This window comes from Flaviaestuariibacter terrae, from assembly GCF_054777635.1.
Window position 1 is genome coordinate 1,330,164 of the sequence record NZ_BAAHAL010000008.1, and the last position, 25,613, is coordinate 1,355,776.

Annotated in this window: 19 protein-coding genes; 4 read left to right on the forward strand and 15 right to left on the reverse strand. The window is 60.3% G+C overall.

Features of this window, described 5'->3' with window-relative positions:
* Positions 1-206 precede the first annotated feature (206 nt).
* The 3 genes from ACYU7Z_RS13980 (at position 207) to ACYU7Z_RS13990 (ending at position 3,601) form a co-directional block, all read left to right on the forward strand.
* Positions 207-791, forward strand: coding sequence for a DUF3109 family protein (locus ACYU7Z_RS13980; RefSeq protein WP_460571494.1), 585 nt, complete (start codon positions 207-209; stop codon positions 789-791).
* Positions 791-2,167 carry a lactate utilization protein B gene (locus ACYU7Z_RS13985; protein WP_460571496.1) on the forward strand — a complete coding sequence of 459 codons (1,377 nt, stop codon included), beginning with the start codon at positions 791-793 and terminating at the stop codon, positions 2,165-2,167. The genes ACYU7Z_RS13980 and ACYU7Z_RS13985 overlap by 1 nt, the downstream gene beginning before the upstream one ends.
* 159 nt (positions 2,168-2,326) lie before the next feature.
* Entirely contained in the window at positions 2,327-3,601 is a 1,275-nt protein-coding gene (locus ACYU7Z_RS13990; RefSeq protein WP_460571498.1) for a polysaccharide deacetylase family protein, read from the forward strand.
* Here ACYU7Z_RS13990 and ACYU7Z_RS13995 read toward each other — a convergent pair.
* From ACYU7Z_RS13995 to purD, 13 genes are all read right to left on the reverse strand, one after another.
* Positions 3,585-4,580 (reverse strand): DMT family transporter, encoded by a 996-nt coding sequence (locus tag ACYU7Z_RS13995; RefSeq protein WP_460571500.1) that lies wholly within the window; start codon positions 4,578-4,580, stop codon positions 3,585-3,587. The genes ACYU7Z_RS13990 and ACYU7Z_RS13995 overlap by 17 nt on opposite strands.
* Positions 4,581-4,835: 255 nt before the next feature.
* Positions 4,836-6,356, reverse strand: coding sequence for a bifunctional phosphoribosylaminoimidazolecarboxamide formyltransferase/inosine monophosphate cyclohydrolase (purH, locus tag ACYU7Z_RS14000; protein WP_460571502.1), 1,521 nt, complete (start codon positions 6,354-6,356; stop codon positions 4,836-4,838).
* A 99-nt stretch (positions 6,357-6,455) separates the two neighbouring features.
* Positions 6,456-8,498, reverse strand: coding sequence for a ComEC/Rec2 family competence protein (locus ACYU7Z_RS14005; RefSeq protein WP_460571504.1), 2,043 nt, complete (start codon positions 8,496-8,498; stop codon positions 6,456-6,458).
* A gap of 142 nt (positions 8,499-8,640) precedes the next feature.
* Entirely contained in the window at positions 8,641-9,807 is a 1,167-nt protein-coding gene (locus ACYU7Z_RS14010; protein WP_460571506.1) for an MFS transporter, read from the reverse strand.
* 147 nt (positions 9,808-9,954) lie between these two features.
* Positions 9,955-10,692 carry an MBL fold metallo-hydrolase gene (locus tag ACYU7Z_RS14015; RefSeq protein WP_460571508.1) on the reverse strand — a complete coding sequence of 246 codons (738 nt, stop codon included), beginning with the start codon at positions 10,690-10,692 and terminating at the stop codon, positions 9,955-9,957.
* A gap of 146 nt (positions 10,693-10,838) precedes the next feature.
* Positions 10,839-12,182: a putative peptidoglycan glycosyltransferase FtsW/RodA gene (gene rodA, locus ACYU7Z_RS14020; protein ID WP_460571510.1), complete on the reverse strand. Its 1,344-nt coding sequence runs from the start codon at positions 12,180-12,182 to the stop codon at positions 10,839-10,841.
* A complete protein-coding gene (mrdA, locus tag ACYU7Z_RS14025) occupies positions 12,182-14,272 on the reverse strand; it encodes a penicillin-binding protein 2 (RefSeq protein ID WP_460571512.1) in 2,091 nt (696 codons plus the stop codon). The genes rodA and mrdA overlap by 1 nt, the downstream gene beginning before the upstream one ends.
* A gap of 126 nt (positions 14,273-14,398) precedes the next feature.
* Complete coding sequence (locus ACYU7Z_RS14030) at positions 14,399-14,797, reverse strand: DUF6941 family protein (RefSeq protein WP_460571514.1); 399 nt, start codon at positions 14,795-14,797, stop codon at positions 14,399-14,401.
* A gap of 299 nt (positions 14,798-15,096) precedes the next feature.
* On the reverse strand, positions 15,097-15,630 hold the full coding sequence (locus ACYU7Z_RS14035; protein ID WP_460571516.1) for a rod shape-determining protein MreD: 534 nt from the start codon (positions 15,628-15,630) through the stop codon (positions 15,097-15,099).
* Positions 15,627-16,505 (reverse strand): rod shape-determining protein MreC, encoded by an 879-nt coding sequence (mreC, locus tag ACYU7Z_RS14040; protein ID WP_460571518.1) that lies wholly within the window; start codon positions 16,503-16,505, stop codon positions 15,627-15,629. Before mreC ends, ACYU7Z_RS14035 begins: the two co-directional genes overlap by 4 nt.
* Positions 16,506-16,596: 91 nt before the next feature.
* A complete protein-coding gene (locus ACYU7Z_RS14045) occupies positions 16,597-17,622 on the reverse strand; it encodes a rod shape-determining protein (protein ID WP_131853580.1) in 1,026 nt (341 codons plus the stop codon).
* A 287-nt stretch (positions 17,623-17,909) separates the two neighbouring features.
* A complete protein-coding gene (locus ACYU7Z_RS14050) occupies positions 17,910-19,016 on the reverse strand; it encodes a tryptophan 2,3-dioxygenase (RefSeq protein WP_460571521.1) in 1,107 nt (368 codons plus the stop codon).
* A gap of 581 nt (positions 19,017-19,597) precedes the next feature.
* Positions 19,598-20,878 (reverse strand): phosphoribosylamine--glycine ligase, encoded by a 1,281-nt coding sequence (gene purD / locus ACYU7Z_RS14055; protein WP_460571523.1) that lies wholly within the window; start codon positions 20,876-20,878, stop codon positions 19,598-19,600.
* Between the two features lie 205 nt (positions 20,879-21,083).
* Here purD and ACYU7Z_RS14060 point away from each other — a divergent pair, with 205 nt between their 5' ends.
* Positions 21,084-22,685, forward strand: a complete 1,602-nt coding sequence (locus ACYU7Z_RS14060) for a peptide MFS transporter (RefSeq protein ID WP_460571525.1) — start codon at positions 21,084-21,086, stop codon at positions 22,683-22,685.
* A 110-nt stretch (positions 22,686-22,795) separates the two neighbouring features.
* Here the strand turns inward: ACYU7Z_RS14060 and ACYU7Z_RS14065 are convergent, their stop codons facing one another.
* Both ACYU7Z_RS14065 and ACYU7Z_RS14070 read right to left on the reverse strand, forming a co-directional pair.
* Positions 22,796-23,998, reverse strand: coding sequence for a DUF1501 domain-containing protein (locus ACYU7Z_RS14065; protein WP_460571527.1), 1,203 nt, complete (start codon positions 23,996-23,998; stop codon positions 22,796-22,798).
* Between the two features lie 146 nt (positions 23,999-24,144).
* Positions 24,145-25,584: a DUF1800 domain-containing protein gene (locus ACYU7Z_RS14070; protein WP_460571529.1), complete on the reverse strand. Its 1,440-nt coding sequence runs from the start codon at positions 25,582-25,584 to the stop codon at positions 24,145-24,147.
* Positions 25,585-25,613: the final 29 nt, after the last annotated feature.

Genomic DNA, 25,613 nt, shown 5'->3' on the forward strand with positions numbered 1-25,613 from the left:
AGGGTTTTGACGGTTCTGAAGGTTCTGGGGTGTTGTAGTTAGCCATACCGACGGAAAGGTCGCTGCAAGTGGGAGCAAACAAAGGCGTTGCGTCGATGGTAATGAGCGTAAAAAGCAGCGTCCATCTTAACAATCATAAAAGATCTGCGTTCTTTCTCTTCCGCTGCTTGCCGCCCTCATTCACTAACTTTGCAAAAATTCCTGATTTGATAGCGATCGATAATATCCTGGTGAGCGACGACGTGGTGGAAGCCAAGTTTATCTGCGACCTCGCCAAATGCAAGGGCGGCTGCTGTGAAGACGGCGACGCCGGCGCGCCGCTGACCGAGGAGGAAAAGGCCCTGCTCGACCGGCACTACAGCGATTTTGAGAGCTACCTGACCCCCGAGGGGAAGGAAGAGCTGAAGCGCCAGGGCCGCTACGTGTATGACCGCGAGTTTGGCTGGGTAACACCGACCATCGACGGCAACCTCTGCGCCTACGGCTTCCGCGACGAGCAGAGCATCATCAAGTGCGGTATCGAAGCGGCCTACCTCGAAGGAAAGCTGGAGTGGAAAAAGCCGATCTCCTGCCACCTCTTCCCGATCCGTATCAACGAAGGCAAGACCTACACGATGGTCAACTACGAGCCGCGCGAAACGCTCTGCAACCCCGCCTGCGCCCTCGGCAAGAAAGCCAAGATGCCCGTGTACCAGTTTCTCCAGGAGCCCATCGAGCGCCGCTTCGGAAAAGAATTCTACGAGACCCTCCACCAGATTGCCATCGCTCACTTCGACGCCAAAACCCGCTAATGTCCGAACAAGCAACCACCTTCCAGGCCAAAAGCACCATCAAGGCGGCCGATAAAGAACACCGCCGGAAGATCAACTTCAATATCGCGCGGTACAATGCCGTGGTGCCCGCGGGCAAGCAGCAGTTCACCAATGTGCACCTCGCCCGCGAGCGCGCCAAGAACGCCAAGTGGCGCGCCATCGAGGAGCTCGACAAGACCCTCGAAAACTTCGAGGCTGCCGCTACGCGCAACGGCTGCAAGGTTCTCTGGGCCGAAACCGCCGACGAAGCCAACGAGCTTATCCTCAGGATCTGCCGCGAAAAAAGCTGCCGCTCCATCGTCAAGAGCAAGAGCATGGTGACCGAGGAGCTGCACCTCAATAAATTTCTCGTGAAGAACGGCATCGAGTCGATCGAGACCGACCTGGGCGAATACATCCAGCAACTCGACGATGAGCCGCCCTACCATATTGTAACACCGGCGATGCACAAGAGCAAGGAAGACGTTGCGAAGCTCTTTGCAGACAAGCTCGGCACACCGCCGCACCTCACGCCGCAAGAGCTCACGCAGGTAGCCCGCGAGAAGCTCCGCGAAAAATACCGCGAGGCCGAAGTCGGCATCACGGGAGCCAATTTCCTCCTTGCCGATACGGGCTCCATCGCCGTTACCGAAAACGAAGGAAACGGCCGCCTGTCCTGTGCCTGGCCCAAAACGCATATCGCCATCGTGGGCATCGAAAAGGTGCTTCCCTCGATCAACGACCTGGCGCTCTTCTGGCCGCTGCTGTCTACCTACGGTACCGGGCAGCGCCTCACCGTATACAACTCCATCATCAGCGGTCCGCGCCGCAGCGATGAAGAGGACGGCCCCGACGAGATGTACGTGATCCTGCTCGACAACGGCCGCACCAACCTCCTGAAAAACCCGAAGACCCGCGAGAGCCTGTACTGCATCCGCTGCGGCGCCTGCCTCAACGCCTGCCCCGTATACAAGAACATCGGCGGCCATGCCTACGGTACCACCTACAGCGGTCCCATCGGCTCGGTGATCACGCCACACCTCAAAGACCTCGGCGAGTACAAGCACCTTAGTTATGCCTCTTCGCTGTGCGGCAACTGTACCGAGGTGTGCGCCGTCAAGATCAACCTGCACGAGCTGCTGCTCGAGAACCGCGCCGAAGCCGTTGAGGAGGGAAATTCGTCCTTCGCCGAGCGCACCGCCTGGAAGTTCTGGAAGATGGCCATGCTGAAGCGCCCGCTGATGAACATGGCCTCGGGCCGCGTGAAGGGCTGGGTGGTGAATACGTTTGTCAAGGAATGGACGAAGCACCGCAGCCCGCTCCAGTTTCCGGCCAAGAGCTTTAGCCAGCAGTGGGCGGAGCGGCAGGGCAAATGAATATCGAATATCGAATAACGAATATCGAATATCGAATAACGAATAGCGAAAGAGGCCGCTGGAGTACAGCGGCTTTCTTGTGTGCATCGGGATCTCACTGAATTCGGGCAGCCACGCACGATTCACGATTGACGAATCCCGATTCGTACCTTTCGCCCGATGACCGTTCGCGTGTTCGCATCCAGCCCTTCGCCCCGCATGGCATACGTGCTGCACTTTCTGTCGGAGTTTTTCGGGCGGGAATTTGTGCGCACGGACGATCCTTCGGACGCCGATGTGGTGTATGGGAAGGCGGGCGGGGCGCGCGTGACCATCGAGCCCGCGGGCTTGCTGGACGAACGCGGCGTGTCGCAAGGGGTTGAGCCGCAAATCGCGCAGCACGAAGCAGGATTTCCGGTTCTTTTTCCTAACGACAGCCCTTTCCGATTCGACCTCTTCTCGGCGGTCTTTTACCTGCTGTCGCGGTACGAAGAATGGGGGGAGCGGCCGACGGACAGCTATGGCCGCTACGACTACCGCGCAAGCATCGCCGCGCGGGGTGGCTTCCTCGACCGGCCGCTGATCCACGAATGGCTGGCTTTCTTCTCCGAGCGTTTATTTGGAGAGGCGCTGCTGCCGCCCTTTCGCTTTGTGCCCACCTACGATATCGACATGGCCTGGAGCTACCGCCACAAGGGCTTTGCGCGCAATGCGGGCGGCCTGCTCCGCTCGCTGCTGTCCCGCGACGGCAAGGCCCGCGAGCGTCTGTCGGTGCTCTTCCGCGGCGCCCGCGATCCGTTTGATTGCTACGATTTCCTCGACGAGCTTCACGAGCGTACCGGGCTTCAACCGCTTTATTTCATTCATGCGGGCAACCGGCGCAATGCCTACGATAAGAACATTGCACCGGGGCATCCGGCGATGGCGGCACTGCTGCAACGGCTGTCGGCCAAAGGTGTCATAGGCCTGCACCCGTCCTGGGCCAGCGGCGATGATCCTTCATTACTTGCTGAAGAAAAAAGATCGCTGGAAGACGTGTTGCAGCGCCCCGTGACGGCCTCGCGGCAACACTACATCCGCCTCACGCTCCCCGACACCTACAGACGCCTGATCGAAGCGGGCATACGTGACGAATATTCGATGGGCTATGGATCGATCAACGGTTTCCGCGCTTCCGTTGCCGTGCCCTTTTACTGGTACGACCTTGAGCGCGAGGAGCAGACGGTCCTGCGCCTGCATCCCTTTTGTTTTATGGATGCCAACTCTTATTACGAGGAGCGGAAAAGCGCCGACGATATGGAGCGTGAGTTGTTTGCCTACGAAGACGAAGTAAACCGCTGGGGCGGCAATTTGATCAGCATCTGGCACAACACGCTGCTGGGAAGCTCGCCCGAGTTTGCCAACTGGGCACGCTATTACAAGCTGTTCGTCGAGACGATCACTTCGGCCGGCTGATCGAGCGGTTGACCAGGAACACGCCGTAGAGCGTGACCAGCGTTCCTGCACCGATAAACAGCGACAGCGGCTCGCCGATCAGCAGCGCGCCGAGCAGCACCGCCACTACGGGGTTGATGTAGGCATACAGGCTTACCTGTGTTGTCGGCAGGTTTTGCAGGGCGTAGATAAAGGCTGCAAACGTGATCACCGATCCGAAAAACACGAGGTACCAGATGGCTGTCCAGGATTGCCAGGGAATATCGGCCAGCGGGATGCTGTTGCCCGTTGCCTGCATGCCGCCCAGCAGCACGGTGCCCGACAACACGAGTTGCAGCCCGAAGCTGAAATAGGGGTTGAAGTTCGCCGCGTGCTTCTTGGTGTACAGCGTGCCGAAGGCCCAGCTCCAGGTGGATGCCACCGATAGTAGGATGCCGAAGCGGAAGGCGGGGTTGACGAGCTCGTGCAGGTGCTCGTAGAAAATGATGCAGATGCCGCCAAAGCCAAGCAGCATGCCGAGGCCTGTTTGAAGCGTCAGTCGCGCGCTGCGTGTGGCGAGCCCGATGAGCACGAGCCAGATCGGGTAGATGGCACCGATGATGGCGCCGAGGCCGCCCGGTATAAAACGTACGCCCCAGGTCGACAGGGCATTGCTTAAAAAGAAGTTCAGGAAGCCGAGCATGGCGATAGTGCGCCACTGCGCTTTGGTGGGCCAGGGAGCGCGTTTCACGATGAAGTAGCCTACGAGGCAAAGTCCGGCAAACAGCTGCCGCAGGCCTGCCATCTGCAGGGCCGGCATATACTTCACACCCTGTCGTGCCGCGATCCAGGTGGTGCCCCAGAAGAAGCAGATGAGCGCCAGCGCAAAGAGCGCCTTGAAGCGCCGTCCGCGCTTGCGCAGCTGGAAAGGATCGAGCCGCGCCGGGTGCCACCAGGCGAGCTCCTGCGTCGTCTGCGGGTCGGCGGGCGTAAAGGAATCGTAGGTGGGGTGTTTTTCCATGTCGGGCACAAAGGTCGCAACCGCAAACGAGACCGCGACGGAACAGTTTGGGGAGAATGGGACGACATCTGTACTCGTGAATCGGCAATCGGGAATTCGCGATCCGCGGCGGCGAGAAAGAACGCAGATCCACCTGCGGTGGATACGCAGATTATTATGATTCATTATGATTTGCTGACGCACCCAGAAGAAAATCCGCGTCAATCTCAACAATCATAATAAATCCTCGTTCCTTCTCTCCGCCCGCTTGCGGGCCTAATGCTTGAAATGCCGCTGCCCCGTCATCACCAGCACGAGCCCCTTCTCCTGGCAATAGGCGATGCTGTCTTTGTCGCGGATGGAGCCGCCGGGCTGGATAAAGGCCTGGATGCCGGCCTCGTAGCCCAGCTGCACGCAATCGTTGAAGGGGAAGAAGGCGTCGGAGGCCAGCACAGCACCGTCGAGGGTGAAGTTGAACTGGCGGGCTTTGGCGATGGCCTGCCGGAGGGCGTCGATGCGGCTGGTTTGCCCGCAGCCCTTGCCGATCAGCTGCCGGTCTTTCACCAGCGCGATGGCATTGCTCTTAAGGTGCTTGCAGATGATGTTGGCGAATTCAAGATCGGCGCGCTCGGCATCCGTAGAACTACGGCCGCCCGCTTCCTCCCATTTTTCAAAGTTGCCGGCGTCTTTCTGCTGCGTGAGCGTTCCGTTGAGCACGCTTTTGAACTGGCGCTGCGGCAGTGGCGCTTCTTTCAGCTGCAGCAGGATGCGGTTCTTCTTCGACTGCAGCAGCTCCAGCGCATCGGCGTCGAACGCGGGTGCGATGAGTACTTCGAAGAAGATCTCGTTGATGGCACCGGCCGTCGCCCGGTCGATCGGGGCATTGCATACGAGCACGCCGCCAAAGGCGCTTTCGGGATCGCCGGCATGGGCATAGGTCCAGGCGGAGAAGACGTCGGGGCGCTGTGCCACACCGCAAACGTTGGTGTGCTTGATGATGGCGAACACAACATCAGTCCCGCCGCCGCCGAATTCGCGGATCAATTCCACGGCCGCATCCACATCAACGAGGTTGTTGTAGGACAGCTCTTTGCCGTGCAGCTGTGTGAACACGGCGCCCAGGTCGCCGTAGAAGGTGGCCTGCTGGTGCGGGTTCTCGCCGTAGCGCAAAGGAGTACCCGTGCCGCCGGCGGTAGTATTGATCGGGTCCTCGCTGTTGAAGTAGTTGGAGATCGCGATGTCGTAGCCGGCCACGATGCGGAAGGCTTTTGCCGCGTAGGCCTTGCGTTGCTCCAGCGTGAGCGCGCCGCCTTGTGCCCGCAGCTGCTCCACGAGCCCGGCATAGTCGTCTTTGGAAGCAAGCACCGCCACGTCGCGGAAGTTCTTGGCTGCCGCGCGGATCATCGACGGCCCACCGATGTCGACCTTTTCGATGATAAGCGCTTCCTCGCTCGTTTGCTTCACGGTTTCCTCGAAGGGATACAGGTCCACCACCACGAGGTCGAGCTCGGGGATGCCGTACTGGGCCATTTCGGCGCGGTCGCTGTCGACATTCCGACGGCCGAGGATTCCTCCGAATACCAGTGGGTGCAGGGTTTTCACGCGGCCGCCGAGGATCGACGGGTACGAGGTGAGCTGCTCAACCGACACTACGGGAAGCCCGAGGCCTTCGATGAATTGCTGCGTGCCGCCGGTGGAATAAAGGGTGCAGCCCTGCGCGTGCAGCTGCCGCACGAGCGGCTCCAGGCCATCTTTGTAAAATACCGAGATGAGGGCGGAGGCGATCTTCTTTTCCATAAGTTGCGTGGTTGGGCGCGCCAAAAGTAGCGCAGGTACCCCTGAAGTCGGGAGGCCGTCGTTTGATATATTTTTCGGTCATAAGTAACTGGCTGACCGTCACCGCCCGAGCACGAATGCGCCCTGCTCCGACACATCGTGACAGGCAAGGTGCAGTTCCGCGCAGCGCGTCTTCCAGCGCCGGGCTTCGCCACGCGATACGGAGGCATCCAGCACCACGGTGGCTACGCCGCAGCCTTCCAGCGATACTTCCCCCGCGCGGGCTCCTTTCGATACGATGAGCAGGTCGATAGGGATGGCAGGCCGCGCCGGGCCGCTCACGAGTGCCACCGTGCGGCCACCGAAGCGAAAGAGCCCCGGCAGCGCCCCCGCCTCGCCCCTGCTTCTTGCCAGCGTATGGGCGGGCTTCAGGTGGAAATTGTACAGCGCCGCGCTGGTCAGCGGCGCTTCATCACCACGGTAATAGAACCGTCGGCCCTGCTGCAGCTCGATGGCCGACAGGTGCGGCACCTGGTACACGAGCAGCCGTTCCTGGCGCCCCGCGTCGAAGAACGACCAGGCACGCAATCCGAGGACGAGCAGCCCGCAGCCCAGCGAGGCACGCAGCAGCCGCGGTCGTTGCCGCAGCAGTGCCCAGGCCACGGTTCCGATCAATCCATAAAGCAGAAGGGCCTGCAGTGCGGTTATGGAAAGCCCGTCCCACAGTCCGAAAGGCAGCGCATCGATGCGCTCGATCCAGCCATTGAGGGCGCGGATCAGCAGCGTGCAGATGCTGCCGGCAAGCGCCGCTGCAGCCGGCCAGAAGCTCAGCGCGCAAACGGCGATCAACCCGTACACGATGATACCGGAGAGCGGAACGGCCACGAGGTTGGCGAGAAGAAAAAGAAGCGGGAACTGGTGAAACTGGTAAAGGCTCAGCGGCGTGGTCAGCACCTGTGCCGCGAGCGAAACGGCGGCGCCTTTCCATACGGCATCGAGCAGCTTGTTGTGGGTGCTGTAGCGCTGGTAGATCGGCCGGTAGAAAAGGATGATCCCACCGACGGCCGTGAAGGAGAGCTGGAAACCCACATCCCACAGCCAGAACGGATCGATGACCAGCAGCAGGAGCGCGGCGAGGAGAAGGCTGTTGAGCGCATCTCCTTTCCGCCCGATGAGGCCGCCGATGGCCAGCAGGCTGAACATCAGTGCCGAGCGGAGCACGGAAGGGCCGCCGCCCGCCAGCAGGCTGAAAGCCCAGAGTCCGCCCAGTACTACTACCAGGCGGAGCAGGCGCCGGCGCGGGGCCGACAACGGAATCGTAACACCGAGGAGCAGCACGTACACCAGCGCGAGGTGCATACCCGAGATGGCGATGATGTGTACAACGCCGGTGCGCGCGTAGGTATTATTGAGCTCTTTGTCGAGGTCATTCTTGTAGCCAATGAGCAGGGCCTCGGCAAGCCCCTGCGCCTTGCTGTCGGGCAGGTAGCGCCGGAGGCAGCGAAGCACCCAGCCACGCGTTGTGCCGAGAAGGGTTTGCAGTGGCTGTACGGCGCGGCCCGGCAACAGCTGGTACTGCTGCAGGTACGCCTGGTGCGTGATGCCCTGGAAGAGGCTCCAGCGCTGGTAGTCGAAAGAGCCGGGGTTGCCGCTGTTGCGGATCTCCTGGAGTGCGGCCGTTGCCTGGATGCGATCACCGGGCCGGGGCGCGGGGCTGCCGTCTTTCCGGAAGTACAGGACAGCGCCCCCATGTACCTCTTCCCAGCGCCCGTTTCGAAAGCAGTAGCGCAGCTTTGCTTCTGCTTTCCAGCTATTGGCTTTCGCAACCACCTCGCCCCTTATCTCGGCAATAAAGGCGTTGCCTCTGCCTCCGTGCCCGACCCATGCGGCATCGTTGCGCACGTCGGCGCGGTAGCAGGCGAGCGCGCCGATCGCGATCAGCATGGCATGAAGCGCAAGGCCTTGCAACGACTGCCATCGGAAGCGCTGTCGTAGCGGTATGAAGCGAAAGAGGAGGAGGAAAAGCAGTGCAACGACCAAGGTGCCGGCGTCCGCCCATAGGGGCAGGGCTGCATACCACTGCAGAAGTATGCCCGCTGCGAAAGGCAGTAGAAGACGCAGCGCGGGCCGGTGTTTCCAGGCTGGCAAGGGTGGTACCCGCATGGAAGGAAGATACAAAAAAATAAGGGCGATGAAAAATCATCGCCCTTGTGTTCATGCATAGGTTAGCGAAGAACAACTTAGACTATCAGTAGGTTAGTTGTTTGCTGTTTGAATCAAAGCCATTTCCATGCCAGAAGCCTGTCTACTTTTCCTTTGTCTTGATAATCAACAGGTAACCTAATACCAATAACGTTGCCAAAACGGTTGCGCCGAATGCTAAAAAAGGGCTAAAACGCGTCCAGAGGAAACCCGTCAGTACGGAGGCGAGAAGGGTGCAGAGGCTCTCGCCCGAGGTATAGAGCCCGATGGCGGTGCCGGTATCGGTCGGGGCGAGGGAGGCGATCCAGGCCTTGGCCACCCCCTCGGTGGATGCCGCGTAGATGCCATACAGCAGGAAGCCCAGGAAAAGGATGGAGATCGAGTCCTGCACGAGGGCAAAGAGGCTGTAGACAAGCGCGAACAGCAGCAGGCCGCCCGCGAGCACGCTGCGTTTGCCGATGCGGTCGGCGAGGATGCCGAGCGGGTAGGAGGCGCCGGCAAACACCATGTTGTAAAAGATGTAGGCAGTGATCGTGGTGGTATCGGAGCCGCTAACCTCGCGGGTTTTGAGCAGTAGAAATACGTCGGAGCTGTTGAACAGCATGAAGAACAGCAGCGCCGGAACAATGCGCCGGTATTCGGGCTTTGCGATCTTCCAGTAATTGAAAAACGAGAAGAAGCCGCCCTTGCGGAGCGTTGCCTGGTTGCTGCGTTGCTCGCGCAGGAAGTATACAAGGGCAACGGATATGAGCCCGGGTATAAAGGCGAGCCAGAAGAGAAGCTGGTAATGCCCCGGCCAGCGCCACAGCAGCACGAGCGCGAGGCAGGGGCCGATGGCGGCACCGAGTGTATCGAGCGAGCGGTGAAAGCCGAACACGCGGGCCTTGGTGCCGGGCCTGGCGTTTTGCGCCAAGAGCGCGTCGCGCGGGGCCGTGCGCAGGCCCTTGCCGAGGCGGTCGACGCAGCGCACGAAGAAGACCCACAGCGGCAGCACAAAAAAGCCCATCATCGGCTTTGAGATCGCGCTCAGGAAATAGCCGCCACGTACAAAGGGAAGGCGTCGCCCGATCTCATCGCTCCACTTGCCGAAGTAGCCCTTGGTAAGGCCGGCCGTAAAGCCCGCGACTCCTTCGAGCACACCGATGGCAAACACCGAGAAGCCGATCCCGCGCAGGTACACCGGGATCACGGGGTAGAGCATCTCGCTCGCCACGTCGGCAAACATCGAAACGAGCGACAGCAGCAGGACGGTTCGGTTGATGATCTTCATCCCGTTAAAGATAGCCGCCGGACGGAGAGAAAGAACGCAGGTGCCGCTGGCGGCACACGCAGATCATTATGATTTACTATGATATTGCTGACGCAGGCAAGTATATCTGCGCTAATCGTAATGCTCATAAAAATCCGCGTTCTTTCTCTAGGCGCGCCGGTACGTGGGCGTCTTGATGTCGTGGTAAAACAAAAAGGTCCAGCCTTCGTTGTTGCCCTGTTCCCACCATTGCTGGCGCAGCTCGGTGGCGAGCGCGGGATCGAAGTCGTACTTCGTCTTGTAGCGGATCTTCATCTGCTGGAGCTGTGGGGCAACGTCGCCGCCGAAGAAGATCGTTTCGCCGTCCTCGCGGATCCAGAATGCCTGGTGATGAGGAGAGTGCGCGCCTGTGTGGCGGTAGCTGATATAGCCGTCGATGTTGCCTTCGTCCTGCGTGAGCAGCTCGACCTGCGGGCTGTCGCGCAGGGCTTCGAGGTCTTCCTGGATGTAGGAGGGATTGTCTTTAGAGAGGGCAAATTCGAGCTCGCGTTGCTGCACGTAGTACGTCGCGTTGGGAAGGCTGAGCCAGCCATTGTCGGGGCCGAAGGCTACACCGCCCGCGTGGTCTTTATGCAGGTGGCTCATCAGCACTTTCGTTACCTGCTGCGGGTGGAAGCCGGCGTTCTTGATGTTCTTATGAAGCTGCAATTCACCGTCAACAGAAAACCCAAGGCCGCAGTCGAGGAGCAGCAGGTCTTTCGAGGTCTGAACGAGAAAGGGTTGTATTTCTACAAGCAGCGAGCCGATGGGTCGGTCGTTAAGAATGTCCTTCTCCTCGTCGAAGGGAACGAACTGCTTCGTACGGTCGATAGTGAAAGAACCTTCGGAGAGAGGGAAAATCAACATAGGGCAAAGTTATGAGGGTGAATACTAGATTACTTGAATACATGAGTACTTGATTGGAGAGGTGAGTTTCAGGTCTTATTTCATCATTCACCTTCCCTCAAGTATTCAAGTAATCATGTACTCAATTACTCAAGTAATCTCTCTCCTCAGCGCAGCACCATCTGCCGGTCGGCATCGAGGCGGATCAGGATGAACAGCAGCAGCGTGAACGTGATAAGCGCCGTGCCGCCGTAGGAGATAAAGGGCAGCGGGATGCCGATCACGGGAGCGAGGCCCACCGTCATGCAAACGTTGACCACGATGTGAAAGAAGAACACGGAGGCCACGCCGTAGGCATATACGCGGCTGAAGGTGCTCCGCTGCCGCTCGGCCACGGCGACGATGCGAAACAGGAGCAGCAGGTAAATGGCCAGCAGCGTGAGCGTGCCGGCAAAGCCAAAGCCTTCGCCGATGGTGCAGAAGATAAAGTCGGTGCGCTGCTCGGGCACGAAGTCGAAGCGGGTTTGTGTACCGCGGAGGAGGCCTTTGCCCAGCAATCCGCCGGAGCCGATCGCGATCTTCGACTGCTTCACGTTGTAGTCGACGTCTTTCTTCTTCGGCGCAACGCCTTCGACCGCTGCAACGGGCCGCTTGTATTCCTCGGGGAGGTCGCGGCCAATGGTGCTGAAGATGCGCTCCACCTGGTGGGCCTGGAGCACATGCTTGAAGATAAAGGGAACGGCAAAGCGCTGGATGCCGACGCACAGCAGGCCTACGAGCGCGATCTTGATCATCAGTCCGCGGTCGCGGCGCACCTGGCGGCGCAGGATGTAAATCACCAGCGCGGTGATGGCAATCAGGATGATGGCCAGCGTGTTTTTCTCAAGCAGCAACGTGGCCACTACGAGCACGGCAAACGAAAAGCCCACCACCAGGATGGTCGCCGGCAGGCCCTCGCGGTACATCACGATGAAGAAGGAAAAGTAAACAAGCGCCAGCCCGGTTTCGTGCTGCAGGATCGACATCAGCGCCGGCAACAGGGCGATCGCCGCGGCGATAAGCTGCGAGCGCGTCCGCTGGAAGTTGAGGTCCACCTGCGAGAAGTATTTCGCCAGCGCGAGGCACACGCAAACCTTACAGAATTCTGCGGGCTGAAACTGGAAGCCCCCGAAGCGTATGATCGACTCGGTGCCCTTTACATTGGAGTGGAAGGGAAAGACGAGCAGCAGCAACCCGATGCCTCCGGCATACCACAGGTTGGCCGTGGCGGTGAAGAACTTCGAGTCGGTGAGCAGGATGAACACGCCCAGTATCATCGCGATCCCGAAGAAATACAATTGCTTGCTGTAGTCGGTTTTGAACCCGAAGAACGACGACACGACCGGGTCGCCTTCGCGGTAGGTAACGCCGAAGATGGCGGTGATGCCGATGGCCACCAGGATAAGGTACAGCCACAGCAGCAGCGGGTCTATGCCTTTGGAGATCGTTCCTTTGCTTTTCGTCTTGCTCATTAGTGCTTTCTTCGCTGTTGTTGTTTACGCATCTGGCGCTGTGCGCTGTCGAGGGTGGCCAGGCCGTTGTCGACGCGGTTGCTCGAGTCGGCGGGGTCGTTGGGGGCGCCGGGCAGCTGGCTGCGGCGGCGGAATTTCCTGATGAACGAGGTGTCCTTCGTCAGGTTGAAATAATATTCACCCCGTGCCGAGTCGGCCAGGAATTGAAGGCGCGGAAGGTAGCTCGGCATCAGGTTGGCGTTGGCAATGCGGTCCACCTCGGGAACACGCTCCGCACGGAGCGAGTCGTTCAGGTATTTTTCGATCAGCAGCGACGCCATCGGCGCGGCCCAGGTAGCACCGAAGCCACCGTTCTCGACGATCACGGCGATGGCGATCTTCGGGTTCTCGCGCGGCGCGAAGGCGGCAAACAGCGAGTTGTCTTTCAGCTGGATCCGCTTGTGGTCGATGATGCGGAAGTTCTCCGCCGTACCGGTCTTTGCACAGATCTTGATCCCGGGCACGGCGGCGGCCTGCGCCGTACCGATATCCACGACGTCCTGCATCCCGCTGATCACGACCTCGTAAAGCGAGTCGGGGATGTGGATCTCGGTCATGTTCTTCCGGCGGAACTTATTGAGCAGCGTGTCTTCCTTCGTTTCGCTGTCGATGGCGCGCACCACGTGCGGTGTGTAGTACCAGCCCTTGTTGGCGATGATGGCCATCATGTTGGCCATCTGCAGCGGCGTCACCAGCATCTCGCCCTGGCCGATGCCGAGCGAAACGTTGGTGCAGGAATTCCAGGAGCCGTTGTAGATCTTGTTGTAGAAGCCCGTGTCGGCCACGAGGCCCGGGTTTTCGCTGGGAAGGTCTACACCGAGGCGGTTGCCGAGGCCGAAGGCATTGAGGTATTCGTGCCATTTGGCGTATCCCTTCTTGACGTTGCCGTAGGCACGGTTGTCGACTTCAAGCCGGTAGGCGTTCGAGAAAAACGAGTTGCAGGAGTGGGCGATGGCGAGACGCAGGTTGGCGGCATGGCCGGGCCACTTCTCCGTGCAGCCCACCTTGCGGTTGCAGCCGTAATAGGCGCCCGTGCAGGCAATACCCGAGCGGGGCGTCAGCACGCCCTCGTCGAGGCCGATAAGCGCGCCGAGCGGCTTGTAGGTGGAGCCCGCGGGGTAGCGGCCGTTGATGGCGCGGTTGAGCAGCGGCGCCGATACATCGAGCACCATCCGCGAATAATTCTTTTTCTTGTTGGAGCCCGTCAGGTCGTTGGGGTTATAGTCGGGCGACGACACCATGGCGATGATGCCGCCGGTTTGCGGCTCGATGGCCACGATGGCGCCCACTTTGTTGCGCAGCAGCTTCTCGGCGAGTTGCTGCAGCTCGATGTCGAGGTAGGTGCGGAGCCCGCGGCCCGCTTCGGCGGCGGTATCGAATGCACCGTTCTCATACGATCCCTGGAGGCGGTTCTTGTTGTCTTTGATGAGGAAGCTCACACCGCGCTGTCCCATGAGCACGCGCTCGTAGTAGGCCTCGAGGCCGGAGCGGCCCACGTAGTCGCCGGGCTGGTAGAAGCCTCCCGAGCGGGCGATGATACCCGAGTCGGCCTCGCCTACATAGCCCATGATATGAGCCGCTGCGTTGTAGGGATAGCCGCGCACGGGGCGCTGCTGCAGGTAAAAGCCGGCATTGAAGCGCCACAGGTTTTCCTCGAGGCGCGCATATTTTTCGGGCGACAGCAGCTCTTCAAATGCCGAGGGGCGGAAGCGGCCGTTGCGCACCACCACCTCCGTCATCCGCTGGCGGAACGTCGCCGTATCGATGTCGAGCAGCTGGCACAGGTAGGCCGTGTCGACGCCGCGCGCCTCCGAGGGAACCACCATCAGGTCGTACATGAGGGTGTTGTTCAGGATGGCGCGGTTCTTCCGGTCGAAGATGATCCCGCGCGGCGGGTACACCACCTTGCGGAACACCGCGTTTTGCAGCGCGAGCTCGTTGTACTTGGTGGAAAAAACCTGGAGGTTGAGCAGCTGGGCGATGATCAGCAGGAAAACACCCAGGAAAATGAGCCGTATGATATAGCTCCGAGAGCCGTTGAATACCGACATAGAGAGTGCAAATATCGAATATCGAATATCGAATAACGAATAAGGAAAGTGCAAAAACCGGACTTATTCTTTTGGCGGCGCCGTTGCCATCGCTATTCGATAGGTTAAAATCGATATTCGCTATCGCTATGCCGTCCGCGGCACCACATTCAGCTTGAGACCCGTGCGCCATTCGCCGTCGAGAAGCAGCTCGAAGGTGTAGATGCCCGGCTCGGGAAACTGGATCTGGTACAGGTTTACGGTGAAGTTGATGGCGCTGTACGAAGCGGGCGCCACCGGTGCGGCCACGGGCAGGTCGCCTTCCATGGCCTTGATGAGGTCGTTGCCCTTCGGGTCGAGGGCACGGAGCTTAAGCTGGTAGTTGCCGGCTTCCTTGGCGGAGAAGCGAAGACGCATCGCCAGCGAGAACGCGGGGTAGGTGAGCGGGAACTGCGGTGCCTGGATCGTGTCGAAGGTGCCGCTGATAAAGAGCTTGCCGCCTACGTCCTGCGCGTGATCGGCCAGCGTGAAGATTTCAATTTCCATAAAAGCTATTAGAGGTGGAACCCGGGACAGGTCAATAATAGGGCCGGGCCGGAATGACAGACATAGTGGCAGAAGTGGAAGTTGCTAAGTCGGAAGTGGAGAAGTCGGAAGTGCAGGACGGAAGCCCCGGTGGACCGTCATTGCGAGGCGGCGACCGCCGGAAGCGGGCGTCCCGAAGCAATCTCATGATGGCTGGCACTGATGTACCTCCTGAGTAAACGTCGGGGGATTGCTTCGCTGCGCTCGCAATGACGGCGCTGAATCGAGCTCCCGGATCCGAGATCCGGGAGCTAAAGATCCTATGCGGTATTCGTGCGGTATTTGAGCTTTCGCGGAAACAGCAGCTCCACGATCAGGATCAGCAGCATGCTGATGGCGGTGAAGGAGGCGGTGCGGATGAGAAAATCGAGGAAGGGACCGGTTTGCAGCCAGTTAAGGATCGTGAGGAAGGCGTGGTGGAGCACGGTGAGGATAAGGGCGTACACCATGTAGGGGCCCCAGCCCATGCCGCGCGGCGAGGGCTCATGGTAGGTAAACTCGCTGCTTTCCTTCGGGATCAGCAGGAAGATGACGAAGGGGCGCACATAGGCGATCAGCACGCAGGCCGCGGCATGCCAGCCCGGCGACATCGTGAAGTAGTCGAGCGCCAGGCCCGTAACGAAGCCCGTCAGCAGCAGGCCCAGTCGGGGCATGTTGAAAGGCAGCCAAAGCAGGAACAGGAAGTAGATATAGGGAACGATGTAGCGGTGCAGGTGCGGGATCTTATCGAACACGTACACCTGTACCAGCAGGAACAGGATAAGGCGGAAGATATTTTTGACGAGGTCGCTCAATGGGTCTTGGGTTTTTCCTGTTCAATCTTTTTCTCGGTGTCCTGCTCCAGCTGCTGCTGCTCGGCGCGCTGGAGGTTCTCGATCACGAACACCTGCTGCACGGTGGCGAAGTTAACCGCGGTCTGCACGCGGAGCTCGTAAAAGCCTGTTGCCTTGTTGACGGCAACGGAGGCCACGCGGCCGATATAAAACCCGGGGGGATAGTTGTAGGCATAGGGGCTGGTGAGCACGGAGTCGCCGCGCGTCACCTCCACATCCTTGCTGATGCCCTGGAGCACCACGAAGCGCGGGTCTTTGCCATCCCAGCGCACGGTGCCGATGGTGCCGGTCTTCTTGAGTGCCGCGGGTACATTGCTTTTGCTGTGCAGGAGGCTCAGCACCTGGCTGAAGTTGGGACTTGTGTTGACCACGACGCCCACCACGGCGCCATCGGAGGAGATGACGGCCATATTGTCGCGGATGCCCTGGGCCGAGCCGCGGTTCAGCTGGATGTAGTTGTTGTCGAAGTTGACGGAGTTGTACACCACCTTGGCATCGCGGTACACCCAGCGCCGGTATTTCCAGAGCGAATCCTGGCGAACCGAGTCGGTGCGCACCTGCTGCAGGGTGTCGGGCACATTGTAGTTGGCGCGGAGCAGGTTGAGGAGCGAGTCGTTCATCCGGTGCACGCGACGGTTCTCCTCCACGAGGTGGAAGTAGTCGTCGACCTTGTCTACCTGCTTGTTGATGGAGCCCGTTACTTCGTTGGCGACGCCTAGGAAGACGGTGCGGTGGTGGCTGTTGTACGAAAAGAGCATCCACAGCGACAGGATCTCCAGGAGCACAAAGGCCAGGAAGACAAAGTGGCGGCGGATGAAAGCGAAAATGTTACGCAAAGGGAAAATCTGGTTATCTCGGATCTCTTAATCTCGGATCTGTTTCCCGGGCCCTAAGATCCGAGATCCGGAGATCCGAGATCCTAAGATGTTATCTCATGACAAAGGGGTAGCGCTCGTAGTTCTTCAGCGCCAGGCCGGTGCCGCGCACGACGCTCTTCAGCGGGTCGTCGGCTACATGAACCGGGAGCTTGATCTTCTGGGAGAGGCGCTTGTCGAGGCCGCGGAGCAGGGCGCCGCCGCCGGTGATGTAGATGCCGCGGCGGTAGATATCGGCGGCAAGCTCGGGAGGCGTTTGCTCGAGTGCCTTCAGGATGGCCTCTTCTATTTTGAAGATGCTTTTGTCGAGTGCTTCGGCGATCTCCTGGTAGCCCACGTAGATCTGCTTGGGGATACCGGTTACGAGGTCGCGGCCGTTGACCGGGAGGTCGTCGGGCGGGTTGTCGAGGTCTTTCATGGCGGCGCCGATCTGGATCTTGATCTGCTCGGCGGTGCGCTCACCGATCAGCAGCGAGTGGTAGCGGCGGAGGGCTTCCATGATATCGGCGGTGAATTCGTCGCCGGCGATGCGGATCGACTGGTCGCACACGATACCGGCCAGGGCGATCACCGTGATGCCGGTGGTACCGCCGCCGATATCGATGATCATGTTGCCGACGGGCTCTTCGACGTCGATGCCGATACCGAGGGCAGCGGCCATGGGCTCATGAATGAGGTATACTTCCTTGGCGCCGGCCTGCTCGGCGGAGTCGCGCACGGCACGCTTCTCCACCTCGGTGATCGAGGAGGGAATGCAGATCATCATGCGCCAGGAGGGCGGGAAGAGGGGCTTCTTGGGATAAACCAACTTGATCATTTCGCGGAGCATCAGCTCGGCCGCGTTGAAGTCGGCGATCACGCCATCCTTGAGGGGACGGATCGTCTTGATGCTCTCGTGGGTCTTTTCATGCATCATCAGAGCGCGCTTCCCGACCGCCAGCACTTCCTTGGGGTTGTTGCGGTTAAGGGCAACGATGGAGGGCTCGTTCACCACCACTTCGTCGTTATGGATGATCAGTGTATTCGCCGTGCCCAGATCGATCGCTATTTCCTGGGTAAACCAGTTAAAAAGTCCCATGCTACTCTGTTATTAAGAAATGTTGCTGCAAATGTAGTGTCTGAAAGAGTGTTTGTCGTTTGTAGTTTATCGTTTGTACCGGTTTTTACTTGCTTTTTCATTTAACTGCAAACTACAAACCATCCTTTCGTTGCGCCCGCCACGGCCCTGCTTCGCTTCCGGGGCCAAAAGACGGACGGGCCCAAGCCGACAACTTCGGTGCCAGCTTGGGCCCGGGGACCATCAAACTCGCCGAACGCGGTGTCTTGCCCGTCGGGTTACGGCTGGGCTGCGTCGGGAGGGGGGCGCTATGCCGAGAAGCCGAGCTTACGCTCCACAGCCTTGGGCAGGGCCGGGAGCTTCCGGCGCTCGATGAGGAAACTCGTGAGCTGGGCGATCTCCTTGAAGATGTAATGCTTGTCGGCAGCGGCTTTGAGGTATTCTTTGCCGGTGGAGCCGCCGGTGCCGATGCGGGTGCCGATCATGCGGTGCACCATGTTCATGTGCCGGTGGCGCCAGGTGCTCAGTTGCTCGTCGATCTCGAGGAGGCCGTTGAGCAGCTGGAACGGCTGCTGCAGCAGCGGGTAGCCGCGGTAGAGCATGATAAAGAGGGCCGCCCGGTTGGCGCGGGCCGACAGCGTGTAGTGCGTTTCCTGCTGCCGCCCAAACACTTCTTCGAAGAGGTCGAGGTTGTTCTTTTCGGCCTCGGCGAGCGAGCCGCTGTACACCGACTTGTAGGCTTCCCAGAAGTCGGGGGCGCCGTAGGAGGCTGCATATTCCTGCCACAGTTCGGGGCTGTCGAAGAAAGGCATCCGCTCCAGCCAGCTGTTCACCAGCTGCAGGAAGGAGTGTTGGTTTTCGGCCGCTTTGATCAGGTTAACGTGCTCGCTGCGGAGGAAGGCGGTGTAGTATTCCTTGCCGTGGCGTTGCTCGAATTTGAGGCCCAGCTTGGCTTCCAGGAGTTTGAACTGCCAGCTTTGAAAGCCCGATGCGGGGCGCAGCAGGTCGCGGAAGTCGAGGAAGTCCATCGGCGTCATCGTTTCGAGGATGTCGATCTGGTGCACGAGCACGCGGAGGATGACGGCCATGCGGTCGAGGCGGTGCACGACGGTCTGCAGTTCGGGCGAGTTGTCGTTGAGGGCCGGGCGGGCCATGATGTCGACGAGGGAGTCGGCCTCCCAATGGAGCTGCTTGAACCAGAGCTCGTAGGTCTGGTGGATGACGATGAAGAGCATCTCGTCGTGGGCCGTCGCGCCCTTTTTATCGCTCTCGAGGGTTTGCGCCGAGAGGATCTTATCGAGCTGGAGGTAATCGTGGTAGTGAACGGCATCGGGTGCGCCGGAGGCCGCCGGGGTGGAGCCGGCGCCCGCGCCGAAGGGGCAGCCGCCGCTGTTGGAAGTTTCGCTGGGGTTCATGGCAAGTCGTTAAACTGCGAAGTAACGAATCATTCCGGAAGGGTGGGGTGACATTGGTCAGCGGGGCCGTTGGCAGCCCTTCCCGCAGCATCGGGGCGGCAGGTCGCGGAGGTAGCACCCCTCCGGGGTGCCGGTTTTCGTTGTCCATCCATTGGGCCACCAAGCGGGCATCCCTGCGGGATGCGGTGGGGTGAAATGGGAATTGGCTGGGCGTCGATAAGGGAAGGTGTATGGGGAAATGGAACAACCCAGCGGGCATGATGTGATAATTGGTTAGGCATCGTTGCGGGATGGTGGATAGCGAACAACCGAGCGGGCATCCCTGCGGGATGCGGCGATGGAGAAAAGGCGCGTCGGCTCGGTATTCCTAACGCATGCGCCGTGTTTTATCAAAATGCCTCATCGGACCCGCATCCCGCAGGGATGCACGTTTGGTAGCCGGGCGGCACGCCCGGGAAAAAGGAGGATAGGCCCCGCGGCACGCGGGGATTCAGGGTCCCCGTGGAGATAGGTTGTTATCCGAAGCCGGCTGCGTCGCGGGGGCATCATCCGGCAAGCCGGACGTAAACAGGCCGCCCTCGTTAGAGAAACTCGTAGCCGATGTCGGGCCGGTAATACATGCCTTCGAACGAAATGCCTTCGAGCGTTTTTTGCGCGCCAGCGACGGCTTCGGCCAGGGTGGGGGCCAGGGTAGTGGCGCAGAGTACGCGGCCGCCGGCGGTAACGATGTGGCCGTCGCGCTCGGCGGTGCCGGCGTGGAATACGTGGCTGCCTTCGGCGGGGCGTGCCGCGAGGCCTTCGATGGCGAAGCCCTGTTTGTAGGCGCCGGGATAGCCACCCGATACTGCCATAACGGTGGCCGCCGCGTGCGGGTCGACACCCAGCTGCACGTCGGCGAGGCGGCCCTGCGCCGTGGCGAGGAGCGCTGCGGCGAGGTCGCCGCGGGTGCGGGGGAGTACGACCTCGGTTTCGGGGTCGCCGAGGCGGCAGTTGTATTCGATCACAAAGGGGTCGTCGTCGACCTTGATGAGTCCGAAGAACACAAAGCCTTTGTAGTCGAGGCCTTCGGCTTCGAAGCCGCGCACCGTGGGTGCAATGATCTCCGTGCGCACCTTCTTCATAAAGTCGTCGTCGGCAAAGGGAACGGGCGATACAGCGCCCATACCGCCCGTGTTGAGCCCGCTGTCGCCGGTGCCCACGCGCTTGTAGTCCTTGGCCTCGGGGAGCAGCACGTAGCTGTGGCCGTCGGTAAGCACGAACACCGACAGCTCGATGCCATCGAGGAATTGCTCCACCACCACTTTGGCGGATGCGGCGCCGAACTTGGCCGCGCGGATCATGGCTTCGAGCTCGGTGGCAGCCTCTTCGTGCGACGTGCAGATCAGCACGCCCTTGCCCGCGGCAAGGCCGTCGGCCTTCAGCACCACGGGGAGCGTGTGGCGCCGCACGTAGGCGATGCCTTCGTCGAGGTTGTCGATGGTGAATTCGCGGTAGCCGGCGGTGGGGATCCCGTGACGCGCCATAAACGACTTGGCGTAGGCCTTGGAGCCTTCGAGCTGCGCGGCTTCTTTCGACGGGCCGATGATGGCCAGCGAAGACAGCTTCGGATCCGCTTTCAGGAAATCAACCAGGCCTTTTACCAGCGGCTCCTCGGGGCCGATCACGAGCAGGTCGATGGCGCGCTCGAGGCAGGCGGCGCGGACGGCTTCGAAGTCGCTGGCGGCAAAGGAAAGGTTGACGCCTTCGCGGGCGGTGCCGGGGTTGCCGGGGGCGATAAACAGCTGGTCGCAAAGAGTGCTCTGGCGCAGCTTCCAGGCGAGGGCGTGCTCGCGGCCACCCGATCCGAGGAGAAGGATGTTCATGACAACAAAGAAAGGCAACCGCGGAACAAGGAACAAGGACCAGTTGAATAAAGAAGGAAGCGACGCGGCCACCTACTTTGCTCCCTGCCTGCTGCCGGCTTTGTTAAAGAAGAACTGCTTTCGAAACGAGGTATCAAAAAATCCCTATTTTAGGCAGTCTATTCCCGAACAAAAAACCACAGTTTATCATTAATTACCTGTCCGTATGAATGTTTTACCCGAAGACCAGATCTTGATGGAGCAGCCGCCTGTAGCCGATAAGAAAGGCCATCCTGCCGGCCTGTATGTTTTATTCGCCACCGAGTTCTGGGAGCGCTTCAGCTACTATGGCATGCGCGCCATTTTCGTACTGTTCATGACCAACAAGCTGTTGTTCGACAAGGCTTATGCGTCCAATATCTACGGCTCCTACACGGGCCTTGTGTACCTCACGCCGCTTATCGGCGGCTACGTGGCCGACCGCTACTGGGGCAACCGCCGCTCGATCTTCGCGGGAGGCCTGCTGATGGCCATCGGGCAGTTCATCCTCTTCTTCTGCGCCTCCGCAACCGATAAAGGCGCATCGGGCTTTACCACCACGCTGCTGTGGACGGGTCTTGCCTTCCTCATCTTCGGCAACGGCTTCTTCAAGCCCAACATCTCCACGATGGTTGGCCAGCTGTACCCCGAGACCGAGGCCGGCGCCGGCAAGAAAGACGCGGCCTACACCATCTTCTACATGGGTATCAACGCGGGCGCCTTCTTTGCTCCGCTCATCTGCGGCTACCTCGGTGAGAACGTCGACTTCAAGTGGGGCTTCTTCGCCGCCGGCGTGGGCATGCTCGTGAGCCTCGTGATATTCTACTTTACGAAAGACAAATACGTGGTGTCGCACGACGGTCGCCCGCTGGGTGTCACCGCCAACAAATCGCGCGACCTCGTGGCGCCCGCCAAAGGCGACGTGGTGGAAACAGCCGCCGTTACCGGCTTCAGCAACACGCAGATCATGCTGCTGATCGGCGCCATCATCGCCGCCTTCCTCATCATTTGGAAAGTGCTGGGTGTCGACTTCTGGGGCTCGGCCATCTACGCGATGACGGCCGTCGGACCTTTCGCGATCCTCACCGATCGCTCGCTCACGAAGGTGGAAAAAGACCGCCTCTGGGTGATCGTGATCATCATGATCTTCGTGATCTTCTTCTGGATGTGTTTTGAGCAGGCAGGTGCCTCGCTGACGTTCTTCGCCGCCGAGCAAACCGACCGCCACCTGGGCAACTGGGAAATGCCGGCCTCGTACTTCCAGAGCTTCAACGCCGGCTTTATCGTGTTGCTGGCGCCCATTTTCGCAGCCCTGTGGAGCTACCTCGGCAAGCGCGGCATCAACCCGCCCGCCCCGATGAAGCAGGCCATCGGCCTCGGCCTCCTGGCCCTCGGATTCCTCTACATCTCCTTTGGTACACCCGCCGACCCGCTCGTGAAAGTGAGCATCTGGTGGCTCACCGGTCTCTACTTCCTGCACACCGTTGGTGAGCTGTTCCTGAGCCCCATCGGCCTGTCGATGGTAAACAAGCTGACGCCCGGCCGCTTTACCTCGCTGATGATGGGAATCTGGTTCCTGGCGATCGCCACCGGCAACAAGCTGGCCGGCACCATGAGCTCGCTCTACCCCGATCCGAAGGCCACCGGCCCGCGCCCCGTATTCCTCGGTGTGACCATCGACAACCTGCATACCTACTTCATGATCTTCGTGGGCTTTGCCGGCGCTGCTGCCGTCATCCTGTTCCTGCTGTCGTTCAAGCTGCGGAAGATGATGCATGGCGTGAAGTAACCGCACGCAGATAACGCGGATAACGCAGATTGAATTTTTTCGTTGAAAAGCCCCGTCGCAATGCGACGGGGCTTTTCATTATCTGCGTTATCTGCGCGATCTGCGTGCCGCTAAAGGAACCCGAGGTACTCATACTTCTTCGCCAGTATCTCCTGATCATCCGCGCCGAGCCACTTGTTGAGGATGGTGGCATACACCTGCTTGAAATCAACCTTGTGCTTCAGGTCGCCGTCGTCGAGATCGGAGAGGTCGGGGAGGGCGTTGAGAAGTCCTTGTTGCTTCAGGCCGCCGCCGAGGAGAAACATGCTGTTGGCCGTGCCGTGGTCGGTGCCGCCCGAGGCGTTCTGCGCCACGCGGCGCCCGAATTCGGAGAAGGTAAAGAGCAGCACGTCGTTCCAGCGTCCACCCGCTTTCATGTCTTTGCTGAAGGCGCCCACGGCGTCGTTGAGTTCCTGGAAAAGCCGCTGCTGCTGCGCCTCCTGGTTCACATGGGTATCAAACGAGCCGAGCGACACATAATACACCTTGGTGTTGATCTCGGAGTAAATAAGCGAGGCGATCGTCTTCAGGTCCTTACCCAGGTTGCTGTTGGGATACTGGGCGCCCGTGGGGTGCAGCCGCGACTGCTGGAAGATATAGTCGGCCGACGACAGCGTGCCCGACATCGTTTTATAGAGGTAGTCTACGGGCTGCTCGTCGTGTGCGTCGTGCGTGTACTGCTTCGACACTTCGCGGAAGAAGCGCTCGTTGCTGGTGCCGTAGAGGCGGCGCGGGTCTTTCAGCGCAAGCCCGTTGAAGTCCTTGCCCTTCAGCGCGAGGCTGAGGGTGTCGTCGATCTCGAGGGCCTGCGTCGGTTGCCCGCAGCCGTGGCACTGGGCATCGAGGTAGCGGCCAAGCCAGCCGCTGTTCCAGTAGTCGGTTGCGGCGGAAGCGCTGTGCCAGATGTCCATCGAGCGGAAGTGCGAGCGGTCGGGATTTGGGTAGCCGACGCTGTTGAGGATGCCGAGCGAGCCGTCGTGCCAGGCATCGGCAAAAGCCGTGAGCGCGGGATGCAGGCCTGCGTCATCGCTCAACGAAAGGGCCTTCGCACGGTCGATCGCGAGCTTCGGCCGCGTGCGGTAATAGATATCGTTGCGCACCGGAACCACGGTGTTGAGGCCGTCGTTGCCGCCGCTTAGTTGCAGCACCACAACTACTTTGTTGCCCGCTGGCACGCGCCTGGGCGCTTCGAAAGCTTTCAGGAACTTGGGCACGAACAGCGCCGCGGTGGCGAGCGAGCCGGTCTGGAGGAAGGTGCGTCGTTGGATAAGCATGGCAAAAATGTGAGCGGTGAGGACCCATCCCCCGGCCCCTTCCCAAAGGGAAGGGGGGCAGGGTCGGGTGTGATGATAAGAACTCGTTTGTCATTGCCGATTGCCGATTCGCGATTCACGAACCCGTCAGTCGGCCATTACTGCGATCAACAAAGCTGGTACTCCGGCAGGCTCATCAGCTTGAGCGTTGCGCTCTTCACATAGGCCTCGCGGCTGCTGTCGTCGGCGAAGGCCGCGATGGCCGATGCCGGCACGCGCAGGGGCGTTTGCAGGAGGTGACCCGAAATGACGTCGAGGAGCTGCGCCCGCGGAACGTCGCCGTACTGCTTCGTGTAGCGGTCCCACTCGATATGGGTATTGAGGACGCGCCCGCCATTGCGCAGGGCCGCGGGCTGGGCTTCCGTCTTTCCGCCGCTGACGTCGTCGTCGGTCTTGGGGCGCACGTTGAGGTCGTCCTGCTCGTTGAGCAGCATCGGGATCCGCATGCGCATCATGAGCGTCGACGAGTCGATCCAGCTGCGGCCACCGGGCCAGCCGGCTACATTCGGTGGGTAAAACAATTGCTGCCCCAGCAGGCGTTGTACCAGCAACAGGGCTTCCTCGTTGGCCAGCTTCATCGGCAGCAGGCGCTGCATGCCCGCCAGCAACTCGATCGGCGACTTGATGCGCGTGCCGATGTTTTTCGGATCGTAAAACCAACTCGATGTAAAGATGTCATCCAATAAACCCTGTATGTTGTAATCGCTCCTGTAAAACCGGTCGCTGAGCCACTCGGTCTTTTTCGTGTCCACGTCTTCGTTCACCAGGAAGCGGTAGATCTTCTGGCTGATGAAGCGCGCGGTTTGCTTCTGCTCCAGCAGCAGGTTGAGCACGTCCTCTCCGGAAAGGTTGCCCGATTTGGACAGGACCGTCTTGACACCGTCATCGTGCTGGAAGCGGCGGAACTGGTACTCGCCGCGGAAAGTTGCGCCCCAGCCGGTGAAGGCGCGGGCGGCCTCCTTTACATCCGTCTCCGTGTAATGGCCGCGCCCGAGCGTGAAGAGCTCCATCAGCTCGCGGGCGAAGTTTTCGTTGGGGTGATCCTTGCGGTTTTGCTGCGCGTTGAGGAAGTTGAGCATCGAGGCCGACTTCGACACCTCGAGCAGCAGGTTGCGGAAGGAGCCGAGCGCGTTGCGGCGGATGACATCAAGCAGCTGCTGCTGGTAAACTACGTTGAGGTTGCGCGAAGCAAAATGGCCATGCCAGAAGAAGGCCATCTTCTCGCGGAGTTGCTGCGGGCTCGCTACGAGCTGCGCCAGCCAGGTAAGGTTGAGCGTGCGGATACCGATGCGGCTTTGTTCGCGGAGCATCCGCCGTGTTTCGGGATCGGCAGGGGGCGCCATCGTGCCTCCCTCGGTGCTGCTAGCGATGAGGCTTTTGAGGTTGTCGTCGAGGGCATCGATATAAGCCGGCTCCTTTTGCGAAAGGGCGCGTAGGGCGGCGTAGGTATCGGCGGGAGCCGCCTCGGAGAGCCGCCCGAGCTGGTCGGCGGAAGGGCCGAAGCCGGCGCGCCAGAGGAGGTGCTGGTTTCGTAACTGATGGGGCATGGGACGGTTTTGCCGACGTATGACCGGCC